General features: G+C 50.2%; 17 protein-coding genes. 8 read left to right on the forward strand and 9 right to left on the reverse strand.

Going from position 1 to position 15,414, the window contains the following annotated elements:
• Nucleotides 1–3: 3 nt before the first annotated feature.
• From B7989_RS06505 to B7989_RS06515, 3 genes are read right to left on the reverse strand one after another with little or no spacing between them, the layout of a single operon-like run.
• Nucleotides 4–1,464 (reverse strand): hypothetical protein, encoded by a 1,461-nt coding sequence (locus B7989_RS06505; RefSeq protein WP_088627745.1) that lies wholly within the window; start codon nucleotides 1,462–1,464, stop codon nucleotides 4–6.
• Complete coding sequence (locus B7989_RS06510) at nucleotides 1,448–2,350, reverse strand: glycosyltransferase family 2 protein (RefSeq protein WP_088627746.1); 903 nt, start codon at nucleotides 2,348–2,350, stop codon at nucleotides 1,448–1,450. Before B7989_RS06510 ends, B7989_RS06505 begins: the two co-directional genes overlap by 17 nt.
• Nucleotides 2,350–3,300 (reverse strand): glycosyltransferase family 2 protein, encoded by a 951-nt coding sequence (locus tag B7989_RS06515; RefSeq protein WP_088627747.1) that lies wholly within the window; start codon nucleotides 3,298–3,300, stop codon nucleotides 2,350–2,352. Before B7989_RS06515 ends, B7989_RS06510 begins: the two co-directional genes overlap by 1 nt.
• Nucleotides 3,301–3,355: 55 nt before the next feature.
• Between B7989_RS06515 and B7989_RS06520 the strand changes: the two genes are divergently transcribed.
• Complete coding sequence (locus B7989_RS06520; RefSeq protein WP_144264985.1) at nucleotides 3,356–4,531, forward strand: glycosyltransferase; 1,176 nt, start codon at nucleotides 3,356–3,358, stop codon at nucleotides 4,529–4,531.
• A 23-nt stretch (nucleotides 4,532–4,554) separates the two neighbouring features.
• On the opposite strand, the gene B7989_RS06525 is transcribed toward B7989_RS06520, so the two are convergent.
• From B7989_RS06525 to rpsD, 4 genes are all read right to left on the reverse strand, one after another.
• Nucleotides 4,555–5,241, reverse strand: a complete 687-nt coding sequence (locus B7989_RS06525) for a MauE/DoxX family redox-associated membrane protein (RefSeq protein WP_088627748.1) — start codon at nucleotides 5,239–5,241, stop codon at nucleotides 4,555–4,557.
• Nucleotides 5,241–5,435: a hypothetical protein gene (locus tag B7989_RS06530; RefSeq protein WP_139261054.1), complete on the reverse strand. Its 195-nt coding sequence runs from the start codon at nucleotides 5,433–5,435 to the stop codon at nucleotides 5,241–5,243. Before B7989_RS06530 ends, B7989_RS06525 begins: the two co-directional genes overlap by 1 nt.
• A 26-nt stretch (nucleotides 5,436–5,461) precedes the next feature.
• Nucleotides 5,462–7,120 carry an EAL domain-containing response regulator gene (locus B7989_RS06535; RefSeq protein WP_158212877.1) on the reverse strand — a complete coding sequence of 553 codons (1,659 nt, stop codon included), beginning with the start codon at nucleotides 7,118–7,120 and terminating at the stop codon, nucleotides 5,462–5,464.
• Nucleotides 7,121–7,266: 146 nt separating this feature from the next.
• Nucleotides 7,267–7,872 (reverse strand): 30S ribosomal protein S4, encoded by a 606-nt coding sequence (gene rpsD / locus B7989_RS06540; protein ID WP_085534877.1) that lies wholly within the window; start codon nucleotides 7,870–7,872, stop codon nucleotides 7,267–7,269.
• A 150-nt stretch (nucleotides 7,873–8,022) separates the two neighbouring features.
• Here rpsD and B7989_RS06545 point away from each other — a divergent pair, with 150 nt between their 5' ends.
• Entirely contained in the window at nucleotides 8,023–8,448 is a 426-nt protein-coding gene (locus tag B7989_RS06545) for an FdtA/QdtA family cupin domain-containing protein (RefSeq protein ID WP_088627751.1), read from the forward strand.
• An 8-nt stretch (nucleotides 8,449–8,456) separates the two neighbouring features.
• Here B7989_RS06545 and B7989_RS06550 read toward each other — a convergent pair whose 3' ends face one another.
• Complete coding sequence (locus B7989_RS06550; RefSeq protein WP_088627752.1) at nucleotides 8,457–9,413, reverse strand: GNAT family N-acetyltransferase; 957 nt, start codon at nucleotides 9,411–9,413, stop codon at nucleotides 8,457–8,459.
• 89 nt (nucleotides 9,414–9,502) lie between these two features.
• Between B7989_RS06550 and B7989_RS06555 the strand changes: the two genes are divergently transcribed.
• The 4 genes from B7989_RS06555 to B7989_RS06570 are packed head-to-tail and all read left to right on the forward strand — an operon-like array spanning nucleotide 9,503 to nucleotide 13,555.
• A complete protein-coding gene (locus tag B7989_RS06555; protein ID WP_088627753.1) occupies nucleotides 9,503–10,618 on the forward strand; it encodes a DegT/DnrJ/EryC1/StrS aminotransferase family protein in 1,116 nt (371 codons plus the stop codon).
• The gene (locus B7989_RS06560; RefSeq protein ID WP_233144283.1) at nucleotides 10,619–11,887 is read left to right on the forward strand and encodes an O-antigen translocase; all 1,269 of its coding nucleotides are present in this window, start codon (nucleotides 10,619–10,621) and stop codon (nucleotides 11,885–11,887) included.
• Nucleotides 11,872–12,840, forward strand: a complete 969-nt coding sequence (locus tag B7989_RS06565) for a glycosyltransferase family 2 protein (protein ID WP_233144284.1) — start codon at nucleotides 11,872–11,874, stop codon at nucleotides 12,838–12,840. The genes B7989_RS06560 and B7989_RS06565 overlap by 16 nt, the downstream gene beginning before the upstream one ends.
• A 7-nt stretch (nucleotides 12,841–12,847) precedes the next feature.
• Nucleotides 12,848–13,555 (forward strand): glycosyltransferase family 2 protein, encoded by a 708-nt coding sequence (locus B7989_RS06570; RefSeq protein ID WP_088627754.1) that lies wholly within the window; start codon nucleotides 12,848–12,850, stop codon nucleotides 13,553–13,555.
• A 49-nt stretch (nucleotides 13,556–13,604) separates the two neighbouring features.
• On the opposite strand, the gene B7989_RS06575 is transcribed toward B7989_RS06570, so the two are convergent.
• Nucleotides 13,605–14,114: a hypothetical protein gene (locus B7989_RS06575; protein WP_088627755.1), complete on the reverse strand. Its 510-nt coding sequence runs from the start codon at nucleotides 14,112–14,114 to the stop codon at nucleotides 13,605–13,607.
• 124 nt (nucleotides 14,115–14,238) lie between these two features.
• Between B7989_RS06575 and B7989_RS06580 the strand changes: the two genes are divergently transcribed.
• Nucleotides 14,239–14,796 carry a hypothetical protein gene (locus B7989_RS06580; RefSeq protein WP_088627756.1) on the forward strand — a complete coding sequence of 186 codons (558 nt, stop codon included), beginning with the start codon at nucleotides 14,239–14,241 and terminating at the stop codon, nucleotides 14,794–14,796.
• 12 nt (nucleotides 14,797–14,808) lie between these two features.
• A complete protein-coding gene (locus B7989_RS06585; RefSeq protein ID WP_073320609.1) occupies nucleotides 14,809–15,384 on the forward strand; it encodes a hypothetical protein in 576 nt (191 codons plus the stop codon).
• Nucleotides 15,385–15,414: the final 30 nt, after the last annotated feature.

A 15,414-nucleotide genomic window follows, 5' to 3' on the forward strand; every position in this document is an offset into this window, starting at 1 on the left:
TTATTAGTACTGGAAGCTTCCGCCTACCATAGCGCGGAAGCCTTCGTAATCACCGAAGTAACGGTCATAGCCTGCGCGGATGGTCATCCAATCCCAGGGCTTGATTTCGATTTTACCGCCAACTTCTACGTAGTGCAAGGTGGTCTTGTCATTCAAGAACTTCTTGTCGGTGGCGCTTTCGGGCGTGTGCATGTCGGTGATGTTGCCGCCGAAGGCCGTGTCTTTGGCGACGGCGCTTGCATGCAGCGTTCCCTTGAACAAGGCGTCTTTCAAGAGTCCGCTTTCGACTTTATAAAGTCCGCTGACTTCGCTGTAGATTTCCTGACTGTTCGGGCCGAGATCGGTGCCGAGGCTCTGGGAATAGCTGCGGTATGTGTAGCCGCCGCCTTTGTGGTGCGTGTAGACCCAAGGCTCTACGCGGGTGTATTCCAAGTACCAGTTCCAAAGCGAGCTGCCGAGTTTAAGGCTGTCGCGAGCGATGCCGACAGAGGTGGCCCACTTGTTGCCCCACCAGCCGTCATCAAACATAGATGTGGGGGACTTCATATCGTCCCACAAGAGTTCTCCGTAGAATTCCCAGTTTGGAATCGTCTTTACGCTCAAATCGAACGCGAGCGAAATGTTGTCCTGGTCGCCCTGCAGGTGTTCCTGGAAAACATAAGGAATGAATGGAATCACGTAAGCCCATTCGAATTCGCGGCCGGTGCTGTCGGCGTCTTCGTTCGGGTTCGGGAATTCCTCGGTGGTGCTTCCGTAGAGCGCCGTTTCAGAAAGGCCGAATGTAATGTTCTTGGGCAAGTTTAAGTCCAAACGGTGTACGTGCATGTACTTGCCAAAGTTTTTCTTCTCGAAAAGCTTCATGGCGTACTGCGAGTAGACAATCGGGCCTAATTCAAACTGGTAGCCGAAATAGGGTGTAGGCGCCGGTTCGTAAATGCGGCTCGTTGAATCTTGCCACGGGCGGTAATTGCTCTGTTCGCCGCGCAGAATCACGTGGTTGCGGCGAGCGGGGCCCATGCTCAGGTAATCGAATCCGGCGAGAAGCTTTACGGCGTCCAAGTCGTAGCTGGCGTTAGCTGCGAAAATATCCCAAGTACGCTTGTTGTCGCTCTGCTTGTTGTAGGGAATTCCTTCGCTCGGATTGTAAAAGTTGTCGTAGATTTCTTTATTCGTGTGATCCGTGCTCACCTTGACGCTGGCGTTGAACAGGAATCGTTCGGTAAAGTGTCCGTTCAAGAACAGGCGAACCGAGGCCGAATTGTCGTAATGCGTCGGGGCATTCGTCAAGTTCGTAATCGCAAGGGAATCCACCAACTGTGCGCCGATATTCACCTCGTGGTGGCGGGCGGAATCGGTAAACGTGAAGTGGGCGGGACTTTCGTTGAAAGAATTTGTGGCACTTGCTGCATTTACAGAGACTGCAAAAAACAGTCCCCAATAAAGATTCTTATTCATGAATTTCATAGTAGCCACCGTTGCTTTCAATGAATTTCTTAAGCCTTTTCGTAGAAAAGGTAATCTCGATAATTTTCAGGACTCGATTGAGCTGGCGACGCTTGATGCGTATGGCAAGCGAAATCAGAAACCCGGCCCAAATGCCGACTGCGGGGAATCCGTTACGCTTGGCGAAATGAATGCGATTGCGGATCATCAGGCAATCGATAAAGAAGGGAACGCAGCCTTTGGCGTTTTCGCTTCCGGTACTTGAACCGATTCTATGACTGACAACGCTTTCGGTTGCCCAGGCGAGCGAGAATCCCGCTTTCTTTGCCCTATAGCAGTAATCGCTTTCTTCAAAATACAAGAAAAAATCTTCGCTCAACAAACCGACTTTCTTAATGCATTCGGGCGAAATGAGGAACGAAGCGCCTTCGATATAATCAAAATGCGGAACGTTAGAACCTTGGGGTGCTTGAGGGCGGCCGACCGATGCAAACTTTGCGTGTGCCGTTCCAGCGCCACCGATGTAGTTGCCTTTTTCGTCTACAATCAGCGAACCTGTAATGCCTGCGCCCGATTCTTTTGCTTTCTGCAAGAGCATTTCGAGGGCAGTTCCCTTGGGTTCGGTGTCGTTATTGATCAGCCAAACAAAGCCTTCGAAACCTTCTGCAAGTGCCGCACGCACGCCTTGGTTGTTGGCTGCGGCAAAGCCTACATTGTGCTTATTCCAAATAAACTTTACTGGAATCGAAAAATCTTCGCTTTGGAAAACCTTTTGGGATTCTTCGCAAGTGGCGTTGTCAATCACATAAATAAGATCGGGCTTGACAGTGCCCTGTGCCAGGGCGTGCAGGCATCGTACCGTCAAGGCCGCATTCTTATAGTTGACAAGGACTGCGCAGGTTTGCATTACGACCTTCCCATGAACTTGGCTGCAAATTTTGCCCCGATGATTCCGTACAGGATTCGCGGAAGCATCGCCGTTTTCGACGATACATGCGGGTAAAGCGCCTTAGCGTTCTTTATAATCCAGAAAAGGTAACCGGGCAGAATAAACTTTGTGAGTCTGCTTTCGACGTACGAAATGTAGACGTTCAAAAATTTCTGGTCGGTAGCGCTTAGCTTCTGGTAATGTGGCGTTTCACGCAACATTTTGGCCCAGCCCAAGTTCAACTTCAGGTTTCCGGTCCAAGTGTGCGTGTGACCAAGCCCGATGGCGTTTGAACCGTGAATGCGGTATTGAATGACAGGAGCCTTGATGGAGGCGTAGCCGTTCCTTGCAGACGCACAGAATGTAATCCATTGGTCGTGGACAGGAACTGCAACGGGAATCGGGAGAATATCCTTGAGCAGGCTTGCGCGGAAGAGGACCATGCAACCGGTCACGTTGGTAAAGCCGGTCATGATTGCTTGCAAAGAAAGGTGCTCGGGAATCTGCCCGAGGGCGCGCCAAGAATCGGCCGTCTTGTTTCCGTCGGCATCGATGACTTCGGCATCGCCAAAAACAAGATCCACGTCGCGGCTTTCAATTTCCTTAATCAATAGCTCATGCTTTTGCGGAAGCCAAATGTCGTCTTGGTCGGCCAGCGCAATATAATCGTTTTCGGCAAGAATCTTCTGCGCTTCTTCGAGCGCCCTTGAAAATGCGGCGCGGTGCCCCTGGTTGTGTTCAAACTTGATAATCTTTAAGGGGAGCCTGTCGGCGTAGCTTTCGAGGATTGCTACGGTCGAATCGGCAGAGCCGTCATCAACGACAATGATAGAGTCCGCGGGCCGAGTCTGGTTGACTAGCGAATCTAGCATTTGCGAAAGATATTTTTCGCCGTTGTACGTTGCCATTACGATGCAGAGTTTTGCCATAGCCCACAATATATAAATATAATGTTATATTTTAAGCCATTACCGGAATTTGACTATGAAGAAAATCCTGTTTATTTGCGATAAGAACGAATGTACCAGTTTTGGCCGCCTGACGTTGAACTTGGTGAGGTCTGTAGCCAAGGAATTTGATACGCATGTTCTGTGGATGAAGACTCCCAAGTTTTTCCCGAATCCGGAACATACGGCCGAAGGCGGCAAGATTGTGGCCGATCCGAGCACGTATACGGCTCACGAAGTCTGGGTGAAGTCGCTTTATACAGGTTTTCTTAGCTTGCGCAAGCCCGTTTACGATTGCGTCAGAAAAGTCAAGCCCGATGTCGTTTTCTTTATTCGCCCGGAACTCGGTTTCTTGATTTCGTCTGCCAAGAAGGCAATTGAAAAGAACAAGCGCGAAGGCGGTCCTGATGCAAAGTCTGTCTTGTACCTGCATGATGATTTTGCCGAAACCCAGTACCCGCACAGCATCAAGTTTATCTTGCTGAACAAGTTCTATATCGATCCGACAATCAATGCTGACTGCTTCGTGTTCAATTCCGAATGGACCAAGAACGCCGTGTGCAAGCACTTTGGCCCGCGCATGGCGAATGCTCCGGGCGCAGTCATTGGCTGCCCAATCGATGGAACCGTATTCAAGCGTCTTGAAAAACCGAAGACTGCCGAAGAACGCGAAGCCTTCCGCCGCAGCTACGGAATCAAGAACTACAAGGCCATGTGCGTGCATGTGGGCCTTGCCGAACCGCGAAAGAATGTGGAAACGTACTACGAAATGGCCCGCTTGCGCCCCGATGTCGCATTTGTCCGCGTGGGTAAGTTGACTCAGCATTATCGCGATATTATCAATGCGAAAAAGCTTTACAACGTTTTCCATTTCCCTGAATTTAACGCCCCGGAACTGCGTGAATTCTACTACCATGCCGAACTCATGGTGTACCCGAGCCTTCTTGAAGGCTTTGGCCTTCCGCCTGTCGAGGCAATCAGCTGCGGTACTCCTGCCGTTGCCGGTGGTACGACTTCGCTTCTCGAAAACTTGGATGGCGTATGTCCGCTCATTGATCCGCCGACTGATGCCGAGGCTTACGCCAAGGTTTTGGACCGCGTGCTCGCTGGCGAAAAGGTCGTAAACGAAGAAAAGGCCCAAGCGCTTTTGGACCGTGTTTCTATCGAAGCTTATTCGAAGCGCGTTGTGGATTTCCTGAATTCAATCGTTTAAATTCAGGAAACTTATCACGAAATTTATTTCCTGCGCCACACCTTGATCAGGCTGTGGTTCTTTCTAGTAGCAAGCCAGAGCGTGGGCCAAATCAGGATCAAGTCGCGAATCAGGCTTGTCCAGGCTTCGGCCTTGTCGTGGGCGTCGCCGTCTTCAAGCTCGAAGCAGCCGCAAGTGATTCCGAGGTCGTTGCCCAAGGCCCAGGTGAGGGCGATGATAAAGCTTACGAACATCCAGAAAATGGCGAAGGCCGATTCACGCACGAACGGCGTGACAATCATGGCGAGGCCAAACCAAAATTCAAACTGCGGGTAAACCAGCGCAAAGAAATTGTTCACGCTTTCCAGGTGCAAAGCGGGGAAGAACTGGTACTGGGCCACCAGAACCGCAAACTGGTGCGGGTCTTGAATCTTGTAGATGCTGGCGAAAATGAACATGCCGCCGATGCCCACGCGGAACAAGGTTTCGAGCGCACGGATGGCAAAGTCCTTTTGCAGGCGGTAAGCCGGAACGCAAATGCCCGTGGCGACGATGATGGCGGCAAGTCCCACATGAATATTGTAGCGGTAAGCCTTGGGCCAAATGTCAATCAGCCAATCTTGGTCGGTAAAAGTCAAGAAAGATTCCGGGAACGAAATTTCGGCAACGCCAATCGCTACCAAAATTGAGGCCACCACAAGGAGAGCTGCAGAGATAATCGTCTTCTTCATTACAGCACCTCGTCCGGCTTGGCAAGGATTTCCTGGCTGCCGATCCAGTCGACAGACTTGGAATCTTCAACGCGAATGTTGTTGATTACGGCAAGCGCAATGCAGAATGCGGCAATCCCCAAAAGGACAATCCAGTTCAGGGATTTTAAATAACTTTTGAGATAATCGAATACTTTAAGAGCAATAGATTTCATATCCACAAGATACAAAATCTTCGGTCTTACTTAGTCCACAGGCTCTTTTCTTTTTCAATAAACTTGGCGAAATCCTCAGGCGCCACCGGTTTCGAAAAGAAATAGCCCTGAATTACGTCGCAACCCATTCTTCTGAGTGCGCGCAGCTGAGATTCAGTTTCGACACCTTCGGCAACGCAAGGAACCTTCAAGAACTTGGCGATGTCGATAATCAGTTCCACCATCCTCTTGTTCTTTTCGTGCTTTTCCATGCTGCGGACAAAAGACATATCGATTTTCAGAATATCGATAGGAATTTCGGTCAGCATGCCGAGCGAAGAATAGCCGGTACCAAAGTCGTCCATTTCGATTTTAAACCCTTTCTTGCGCATGCTGTCGAGCACTTCGATTAAGCCCTGTGCGTTTTCGGCGTAGGCGCTTTCGGTAATTTCGATCATGTACTCGCTGGGCGAAAGGTTGTTCTCTTTCAAAATGTTGCAGAATTTGTTCTCAAGATCCGGATCGTAAATGTCAATACGCGAAACGTTTACCGACACGGGAACGGTAAAGTCATATTCGTCCTTCCAGCGGCGGATTTGGGCGGCGGCTTCTTTCCACACGTAGTAGTCCACCATCTGGATCAGGCCGTTCGATTCGAACAAAGGAATAAAGTCGCCCGGGCTGATAAAGCCGAGTGTCGGGTGAATCCAGCGGATGAGCGCCTCGGCACTGCGCAGGTGCGGCTTGTCGCCTTGAATAGCATACTTGGGCTGATAGTACACCCTCAAGTCCTTGCGTTCAATCGCTTCGTAAACGTCCCTGATCAAGCGTTCTTCGCGAAGATGCTTACTGTGTAGTCCACTGTTGTATGTGGATACAGAAATCGTAAAGTTTCCGCTAATGCGGTCGCAAGCGCTCTTGGCACGGTCAAACCATGTTTCGGGGTCAATCATTCCTCGTTCTACGTAATGCCATACGCCCACACGGACTCGGATATTGCTTACTTTGATATAATGGGTAAGAATAGTCTGAAGCGCTGTCTGAAGCTCTTGGTAGTCATCTTGGTGAATGCAGTATACGTAGAAAACGTCTGCGCTTGCGCGGCAGGCAATCGCGTTCAGGTTGGTAAGCACTTGCTGCAAGTAGGCGCCGATTTCCGCCAAGACCTGGTCTCCGGTACCGCGTCCGTAAATCTCGTTGATCAGGCGGAAATGCTCCACGTCAATCACGATGGCATCACGATCAGACCCCATGTCCAGCGGGAGTATCTGCTTCAGGTATTCAAAGAAATAGTCAATGGTATAAAGTCCCGAGAGCTTGTCCCTTTCGGTCTGTTGCACCAGGTTCTTGCTTTCGTATAAAGCCATGGTGCGCTCGCAGCGGGCGAGAATAATATCGGGGGTGTTCAGGGGCTTTCGTATGAATTCGTCGGCGCCCAGTTTGTAACACCCGTTGTCATCGCCTTCTCCTGTAATGACGATAACGGGAATGTTCTGCAAAAAGCTTTGGGCGCTTCGTTGCTTTAAAAATTCGATGCAGGCATCGTCGGGCAGTTCCAGCTCTAGTAAAATAAGGGAATAGGTCGTGGGGGCGTCCATCAACAAAAGCAAGGCTTCTTGCGTGTTGCCGACTACGGTGATATTGTAAGACTCTTCCAGGACGTTCTGGAGAATTTCCTGGCAATTCGGATCGTCTTCGATCACCATTATATTTTGTCTACTCTTAAACGAGGCCATCGTATTTTCTCACTTCGTAAGATAAATATATGTTTTTGACGGCCGTCTGTTTTTGTGAATGCAAAAAAAAACACCCTGCTGAAGCAGGGTGTCCAAACTCTTGGTTTGAGTGGTTACTACCTGGAGTAGTATTCCACGACGAGCTGTTCTTCGAGCTTGACCGGGATCTGGTCGCGGAGCGGGAGCTTCACGAGAGAGCCTTCCATCTTGCCAGCGTCAACAGTCACGTATTCAGGGGTAGCCGGAGCGTTAGCAATGGCTTCCTTGATCTGAACGTGTTCCTTAGAGCCTTCGCGAACTGCAATCACGTCACCGGCCTTGATCTGGCGAGACGGAGAGTAGCTGCGAACACCGTTCACGGTGAAGTGGCCGTGAGCGACATACTGACGAGCAGCGAAAATCGTGCGAGCAAAGCCCATGCGGTAGACGAGGGCGTCCAGACGGGTTTCGAGCAAGATCATCAGGTTGTCACCAGCAGAACCGGCGCGACGGTTGGCTTCGTCATAAGCCTTGGCCAACTGAGCTTCGGAAATGTTGTAGGTGAAACGCAGACGCTGCTTTTCAACGAGCTGCTGCTTGTACACAGAAGAAGACTTCTTGCGGGTCTGGCCATGCTGGCCGGGTGCAAAGTTGCGGCGATCGAGAGCCTTCTGAGTCTTCTGAGAGACGGCGAGTCCGAGAGAACGGGCTACCTTACCTTTTGGTCCACGGAAAGAGGACATGTTTACCTCGTTAAAGGAAGCTCTTTGGTTAACATGCATGTTGGCAGAGCTTGGCGCGACATGCACTAGTTTGGAGTCCCATATATAGCAATTTTTGGAGTTTTTTCAAGCCGAACCTCCTTCCGAGGTCGGTTTTGTTATATTAGGGGCATGGATTGGACCGAAAAACAGCTGAAAGAACCCCGTTTGATCGATATTCCCATTGCCCATGACCAGCGTGGCAACCTGAGCGTCGTGGAAGGGGGCGAATTGATTCCGTTTGACATCAAACGCCTGTACTACCTGTACGATGTCCCCGGTGGCACTACCCGTGGGGGTCATGCCCACAGGAATCTCCGTCAGCTGATCATTGCCGCAAGCGGTAGTTTCGATGTGGTTCTGGACGACGGCAAGACCCGTACCAAGTACTCGCTGAACCGCTCCTACCATGGTCTCTATATTCCGACCATGCATTGGCGTGAAATCGAGAATTTCTCGTCGGGTGCGGTTTGCATGGTCCTTGCGTCCGAACATTACGACGAATCGGACTACATCTACGAATACGAAGACTTTATAAAAGAAGTGAACGGAAAATAAGACCGGAATTACTTCTCGAATCTAGCGTTCAGGCAGGGGAGCGCTCCGAAGTTTTCCTTGAACCGGTAAAGGTTCTCGTTCAGGTATTTACCTCCGTCTTCTGTCGAAATTCCCCAGGAGAATCTTTCAAACTCGTTCTGGGCGGCTTCGCGCATGACGTTTACGTACAATGCCGTCGTGGCATTGGTTTCTCGCTGGTTGTCGTCAGGTGCGAGGTACTGAAAGTGGTAAGTCTTTGCCTGCCTGAAAACAAAAATCATCATGCCCGAAAGGTAAACGCCGCCTTTCCAGATTCCGCGGAAAAGAATCTCTTCGGGGAACCTTCCCTTGAGGTCTCGCAGTTCAGACAAAGTATGAACGGGCTTGGTGTTGTGGCGAGCCTTCGAAAGGACCAGAAATTCGTAGAACTTTTCCATTTCGCTGTCGGGAATTTCGCCGTAGGTGAGGTTCAGTTTTTCGGCTTGCCTATAATTGTGGCGGCATTCGCGCTTGCAGTTTTCAAGCGGGTCAACATCCTTGCTCAGCGGCGTGTAGCAGCTGAGTTCGGTGTGCCGCGTAAAACCTTTGTTTTCTAGTGCGTATTCCAACAGCTCTGTGGGGGCGGTCGCAAAAATCGGGGCGGTGGGCTTGAGGCGGATTCCCTTGAAATTCTTTTCGATATGGTCGTTCATGACCTGGATGATTTCAAGAATCTTGTTTCCGGAATAAAAATCCCTGGAAATAACGGGACCGCCAAAAGTAGAACCCTGGTGCGAAATAAAATTGCCCTCGACGTTGCAACCGGGAACGACTGCGACAACGATTCCGCTCTTTTCGATCAGGAACGAGGCGTCAGAAAACCTGCCTTCCGGATGGTAGTTCAGGAATTTGCGAGTCTGCAAAAATGTCCCGTTCATGGATTCATCCATGACGAATCGGTCCCAGCGCGATTCTTTTTCGGGGCTGTAGGGCAAAATTTCGTACATGCCTGTAAAATAGCAAATGATAAAGCAAAAAAGTGGATTGTTCTGCGTTACTGGTTATTTGAGGTACTAATTTTACTATTTTCCTATTGATGATTCAGGTTCCTTTTTATTCGCTAGACTACGTGGAACGCGACTTGGGCTCGTCTTTGGCGGAGTCCGTTGATGCTGTTATAAAGTCAAACTGGTATATTCGCGGTTCGCGTTGCTCGGCCTTTGAAGAGGCTTTTGCCGCTTATTGCGGTGCAAAGGTCTGTGTCGGTGTAGGCAATGGCCTCGATGCGCTGACTTTGATGTTGAGGGCTTCTATTCAACTGGGTCGCTTGCAACAGGGCGATGAGGTGATTGTTCCGGCGAATACTTTTGTGGCGACCGTTTTGGCGGTGCGTGCGGCAGGGCTTGTGCCAGTGCTGGTAGAACCGAATCCTGAAACTTGTGTGCTGGATGTGTCCCGATTGGCGGAATCTTGCTCGGAAAAGACCCGTGCCATTTTGGTGGTCCACTTGTACGGCCGCTTGACGGATATGCCCGCCGTTTGTGAATTTGCAAAATCACGCGGGTTGCTTGTGTTTGAAGATGCCGCCCAGGCTCACGGAGCTTGTGGCGTGCCCTATTCGTCCAACGCGGCGGCTTACAGCTTTTATCCGACCAAAAACCTCGGCGCCATGGGTGACGGGGGTGCTGTCGTGACCGACGACTTGGAACTTGCCCAAGTGGTAAGGTCCCTCGGCAATTATGGCTCTGTCGAGAAGTATGTGAATAAGTATGTAGGCGTGAATTCCCGTCTGGACGAAATCCAGGCTGCCATACTGCTTGCAAAACTCCCGCATCTGGATTCCTGGAATGCGCGCCGTCAGCAAATTGCGGCCCGCTACTGTGCCGAAATAAAGAACCCGCTGGTGCGAGTAACGCCTGGTCCTCAAAATCCGAAGTCGCATGTATGGCATGTTTTCCCGGTGTTCTGTGAACGCCGAGACGAACTGCAAAAGTTTTTGAAGGCTCGCGGAGTCGAAACATTGATTCATTATCCGATTCCGCCGCATTTGCAAGAGGCTTTTTCCGGAGCGGTTGTCCGCGGTGAACTCCGTCATAGCGCGTTACCCATTGCCGAAAAATTGGCAAAGACCGAACTCAGCATTCCCATGGGACCGTCCCTGACCGACGATCAAGTTTCTTACGTCATTGAATCCTTGAACGAATTTGCCTAAATGCAGTCTGATTTGAACTTTACAAAACTTTTTGCCGGCTCCGGTGCAGTCACGTTGTTCAACGCGCTGCGTGCTTTTGCGATCAACAAGTTGCTTGCGATATTCCTGCCGCCGGCGGCATTTGCATGCGTAGGGCAGTTCCTGAATTTCATGAGCATTGGCTCGGCGACGTCTTCGCTTGCCTTGCAGAACGGCTGGACTGCTCTGACGGCGCAGAATAAGGACAATCGTGAAAAATTGCTGGGCATTTGGCGTGGCGGTTTTCGTCTAACTACTTTTGCTAGCCTTTTCACGTTTGTTGTAGCTGTCCTGTTTTGCTTTATGGCGCCTTTGCAAACCCTGTTGCCGGGTGTTCCGACGCGTCTTGCACAGGCGGCGATTCTCTTTGCGTTGCCGGGTATCTTGTCGACAAACATCATTACGATTACAGCTGCCGTTATGAACGGCCTTGGCGAAAATCACAAGTGGGCACTGATCAATATCGTAACGTCGGTGTGGCAAGTGATTTGGGTGGCGTTTTTCCTTTATACGGGGCGACTGTCGGTGCTTTCAATTATTGCGACCCAGTCGATTGTGGCGGCCATTTTTGCGGGTAGAATTTCTAGCCGAGCCGGTTTTAGCATCAATCAAATTTGGAAAACGGCGCTTGATACGCGTGAACCGTGGCTTTCGTATGCCTTAATGGGCCTGATTCCGATGGTGATGACGCCCGTGGTGCTCACTTTGATGCGTACTATGGTGGCTTACCATTTTGGAAACGATGCGGCTGGCATCTGGCAGAGCGTATGGAAAGTTTCTGACTTTTTGTTCATGGCGATGTCTGCCATTTTGACGGTCATTATCTTGCCGCGGGTTTCTGCAAGCATGAGCCGCGGAGATTTTTTCAAGATGTTTAATCCGTTGCTGCTTCGCATTATGGGAATTTCGCTTGCGATGATTGCTGCCCTGTACTTTGGCCGTAGTATCCTGGTACAAGTGCTGTTTTCGCAGGCGTACATGGGTGCGGTCGATTACTTGCCTTTGCAACTGGTGGGCGATTTCTTTAGGGCTGGTGGCTTTGCGCTTGCGCTCGTGCTGATTGCCCGTCGTGAAACGGTGGCGTTTCTGTCTGTAGAAGTGGGCTCAGAATTGTTGCTGGCCGCAGGCACTTTTGTGGGAATCAAGTTCGTTGAATTTAACGGCCCGATGGCTTCTTACGCGTTTGAAAATTTCGTCTATTTTGTGGTGCTTTACATTTTGGTAAGGAGGCTTAAATGGAATACTCCGTAACGAACATGTTTGCACAGAAGATGACCGAAAACGTTTACGTGAAGGCTTTCGCGCAGGGGGTAGAAACCGAACAGCGTGAGCTTCCGCCTGTTGTTTCGGTGCTCCTGACGAGTTATAATCACGAGAAATATGTTGAAGTGGCAGTTCGTTCTATTCTTTCGCAAAAGGGTGTCGCTTTTGAACTGATAGCTCTTGACGATGGTAGCAAGGATAGCTCTCCCGAAATCTTGAAAAAGCTTTCCGAAGAATTCAAGTTCCGCTTTATTCATCGTGAAAACAGGGGCGTTATCGCGACGTTGAATGAATTGCTGGAACATGCTCGCGGCAAGTATTTCTGTACGTTTGCGTCCGATGATATCATGCCGCCGGACCGTTTGAGAAAACAGTCGGAATTTTTGCAAGCCCATCCGAATGCAGTGGCCTGCTTCGGGCAGGTAAAGCCCATGAGCGAAGACGGTGTCGTGGCCGAACAAGTGGATCCGGCTTACTTGAAAGCGGTGCCCGAAATCCATTTTGAAGAATTCCTGTTAGGGCTCAAGCCGCTGCATGGTTGCGCCGAGATGCTTTCGGTCGAGGCGGTACGCCGCGTGGGCGGGTACGATTCCAGATTCTTCTTTGAAGACTATCCGCTGTTCCTGAAATTGCTTTATGAGTACGGTCCGCAGCCTGTGACGCCCGATGTCGTGTGTTGCCATTATCGCACTCACGGGAACAACTTGCATGCCAATCACAATCGCATGTATGCAGAGTTCTTGCGCATTATTGAATTGTACAAGGATCATAAGCTTTACCCGCAGGCAGTCAAGAACTGGAAGGCGAACTGGTTCTCGATGCTGGCGTACGCGCAAAAGGGCGAAGCGCTCAGACGCTTGCCGCAATTGGCTTCGTTCAGTCCGGCATTCCTCAAACGCCTGCCCAAATTATTCATTCCGAAGTTCCTGTTAAAACGGTAGGGCGAAAATGATTTCAGTCTGCATGGCGACATACAATGGCGGCAAGTTTATCCGCGAACAGCTCGAAAGCATTCTTTCGCAGTTGTCGCCTGATGCCGAAATTGTCATTGCTGACGACGGTTCTACTGACGATACGCTCGCTGTAGTGGAATCTCTCGGAGATTCTCGAATCTGCGTGCTGCCTGCCGAAAAGCATTTGGGCGTTATCTACAATTACGAGCGTGCGCTGCAGGCGTCCAAGGGTGAAATCGTTTTCCTTGCAGACCAAGATGATATCTGGCTTTCGGGAAAAGTGGAGAAGACTCTTGCGGCGCTGAATGAGGCTGACCTGGTGACTCATGACGCGTGGATGCTTCGCCCTTCCGGCGAGTCAGATTCTTCTTGGGTTTGCTCCGGCAAATTGAGCGATATTCGCGCCTACAGGAGTGGGGTAGTCGCCAACTGGTGGAAGAATACCTTTACGGGTTGCTGCATGGCGTTCCGTCGAAATATCCTGGACAAGGCACTTCCGTTCCCCAAGAATCTTCCGATGCACGATCAATGGCTTGGCGTTGTGGCCGAAAAGAATTTCAAGGTGAAGTCTATGGACGAACCGCTGGTGGAATACCGTCAACATTCTACCAATGCGACGCATATCGGAAATTCTCCTGCAGGCGTTTTCCAGAAAATCAAATGGCGGTTGAATCTAGCGAAAGCACTCTTTTTAAATGTGTAATGTGTGATGTGTGATGTGTAATTTGTCATTCCACATTCCACATTCCACATCATTTACAGCTTGTAGCCTGAATAATTTCGCCCCAGCCCATTTGCACAATGGCGCCGGCGCGAACCAGGTTGCCTTGTGCATCTTCATATTCCTTCAGGATTCGGCTCCATTCCGACACGTCGCGGCGGAGCTTGACATCTTTGTGGATTTTCTTCATCAGCATGTCCTGCTTCCATTGGGCGGCGGCAGAGAGTTTCTGGCAAGAAATATCGAGAGCGTCCAGGTAAGCGGGAACCGCGTTCAGGAATGTCTTTTCAAAATCCTTCGCCTTGCCTTGAGCTTGTAGTACAAGATTCTTCTGGTTGATGGCGTTCTTGCGGATTTCGCTCATGAGTCGAACGATACGTTCGAAATCCACTTGCGGCCAGAACAGGCTGAACGGCCACATCTTTTTCCAGTGGAATTTGAACATGGATTCGTGGGCTGTATTTTTAGCCCTGATAAGCTCCTTCAGGTTTTCGAAAATGACCTGCGATGGGAGCATTTCTTTGTTTTCTTGTTCGCTCATGGGCTGCAATATACTAAAAAAGGGGGTGTTTTCTGTAAAAAAGCCTTAAAATTCGGAAAGTTTGCTTGTTTTTTTTTATTTTGGAAGTAAATTCTATATGCAAAAAACTTGCAAAAGGATACCTATGGACAAAAAGAAATTCAAAATTTTGATGATTGTCGATATTGTGCTCATTATCGGCTTGTTTGCCTTGATGATGGTTCTGAAGGGCCAGTACAACGATCAGGCACAGAAGACTGTGAAGGAACAGGTGGATGCTTACCTTGAACTTTCCAACGGTGCCGTTCAGGAACAGTGGAAGGCCGTGGACCAGTACGGTATGGCATGGCGTCTTGTCTATGCAACCTTGACCTCAGCAAAGACCGAAGCCGCTTTTGATGCCGCCGTCAAGGCTATCGAAGGCGATAAGGATGCCCGTTTCAAGCAACTTTCCTACATGTATGAAGCTGCCGGCATTCCGGCTCAGGCTCAGAATTCCATTTACGAAAAGGCCGGCCTTGCCGACAAGTTCCTCTTGAAGAGCGAAGGTGGCGTCAAGGAAGTGGCTTGCGGTAAGAACTGCGTCATTTCGTTCACGTTTGCAAAGGGCAAGCTCAAGTCCAGTGACTATAGCGCTCTTGCCAACTACAATATGGCCGAACACTTTAAGCTCGAAGCCCCCGCGGCCTACCATTTCGAATAAGGAGTTGTGAAAATGAACGTAAAGAATATTTCTATTGCACTCACCGTTCTGGTTATCGCTCTCCTTGCAACGCTTTTAATGCAGAAGGGTAGCTACGTGTCTCAGGCTACGGAACACTACACCAAGACCACCACCAACTCCTACAAGGGGGCCTCCAAGATCATCGAATACGTGAATAACTCTATCGATGTGAACAAGGGCGTGTGGTCCTTGGCTTGCGAAACCGTGCAGTCTGTAAAGACTTCTCAGGATCAGGCTCGCCTGGAATCCAAGTATTTCCCGTCTACCAAGGGCTCCATGAGCATTGCGAACATGACTCGCCGCTTTGAAGCTACGGGCGCCTACTACATCATCTCCAAGTTCTCCAAGGTCGAAGTCGACAAGAAGACCGAAGTCAAGTCTCTTGCAGGCCTCGTCTCCGTGAACGTGAACGCTCTCGTCGGTAATCCGGGCGAAGAAATCGAAGAAGCTGAAGAAGGCGAAGAAGGCGCAGAAGAAGCCGTCGAAGAAGCTCCGGCTCCGAAGAAGGCTGCAAAGCCCGCCAAGGCTGCCAAGGGCAAAAAAGGCAAGAAGGGTAAAAAGCGCTAATCGCTTGACTCTCAACGAGTTAGAAAATTG

Origin of the sequence: Fibrobacter sp. UWB5, from assembly GCF_002210295.1 — a bacterium.
In the GTDB taxonomy this organism is placed as follows: Bacteria; Fibrobacterota; Fibrobacteria; order Fibrobacterales; family Fibrobacteraceae; genus Fibrobacter.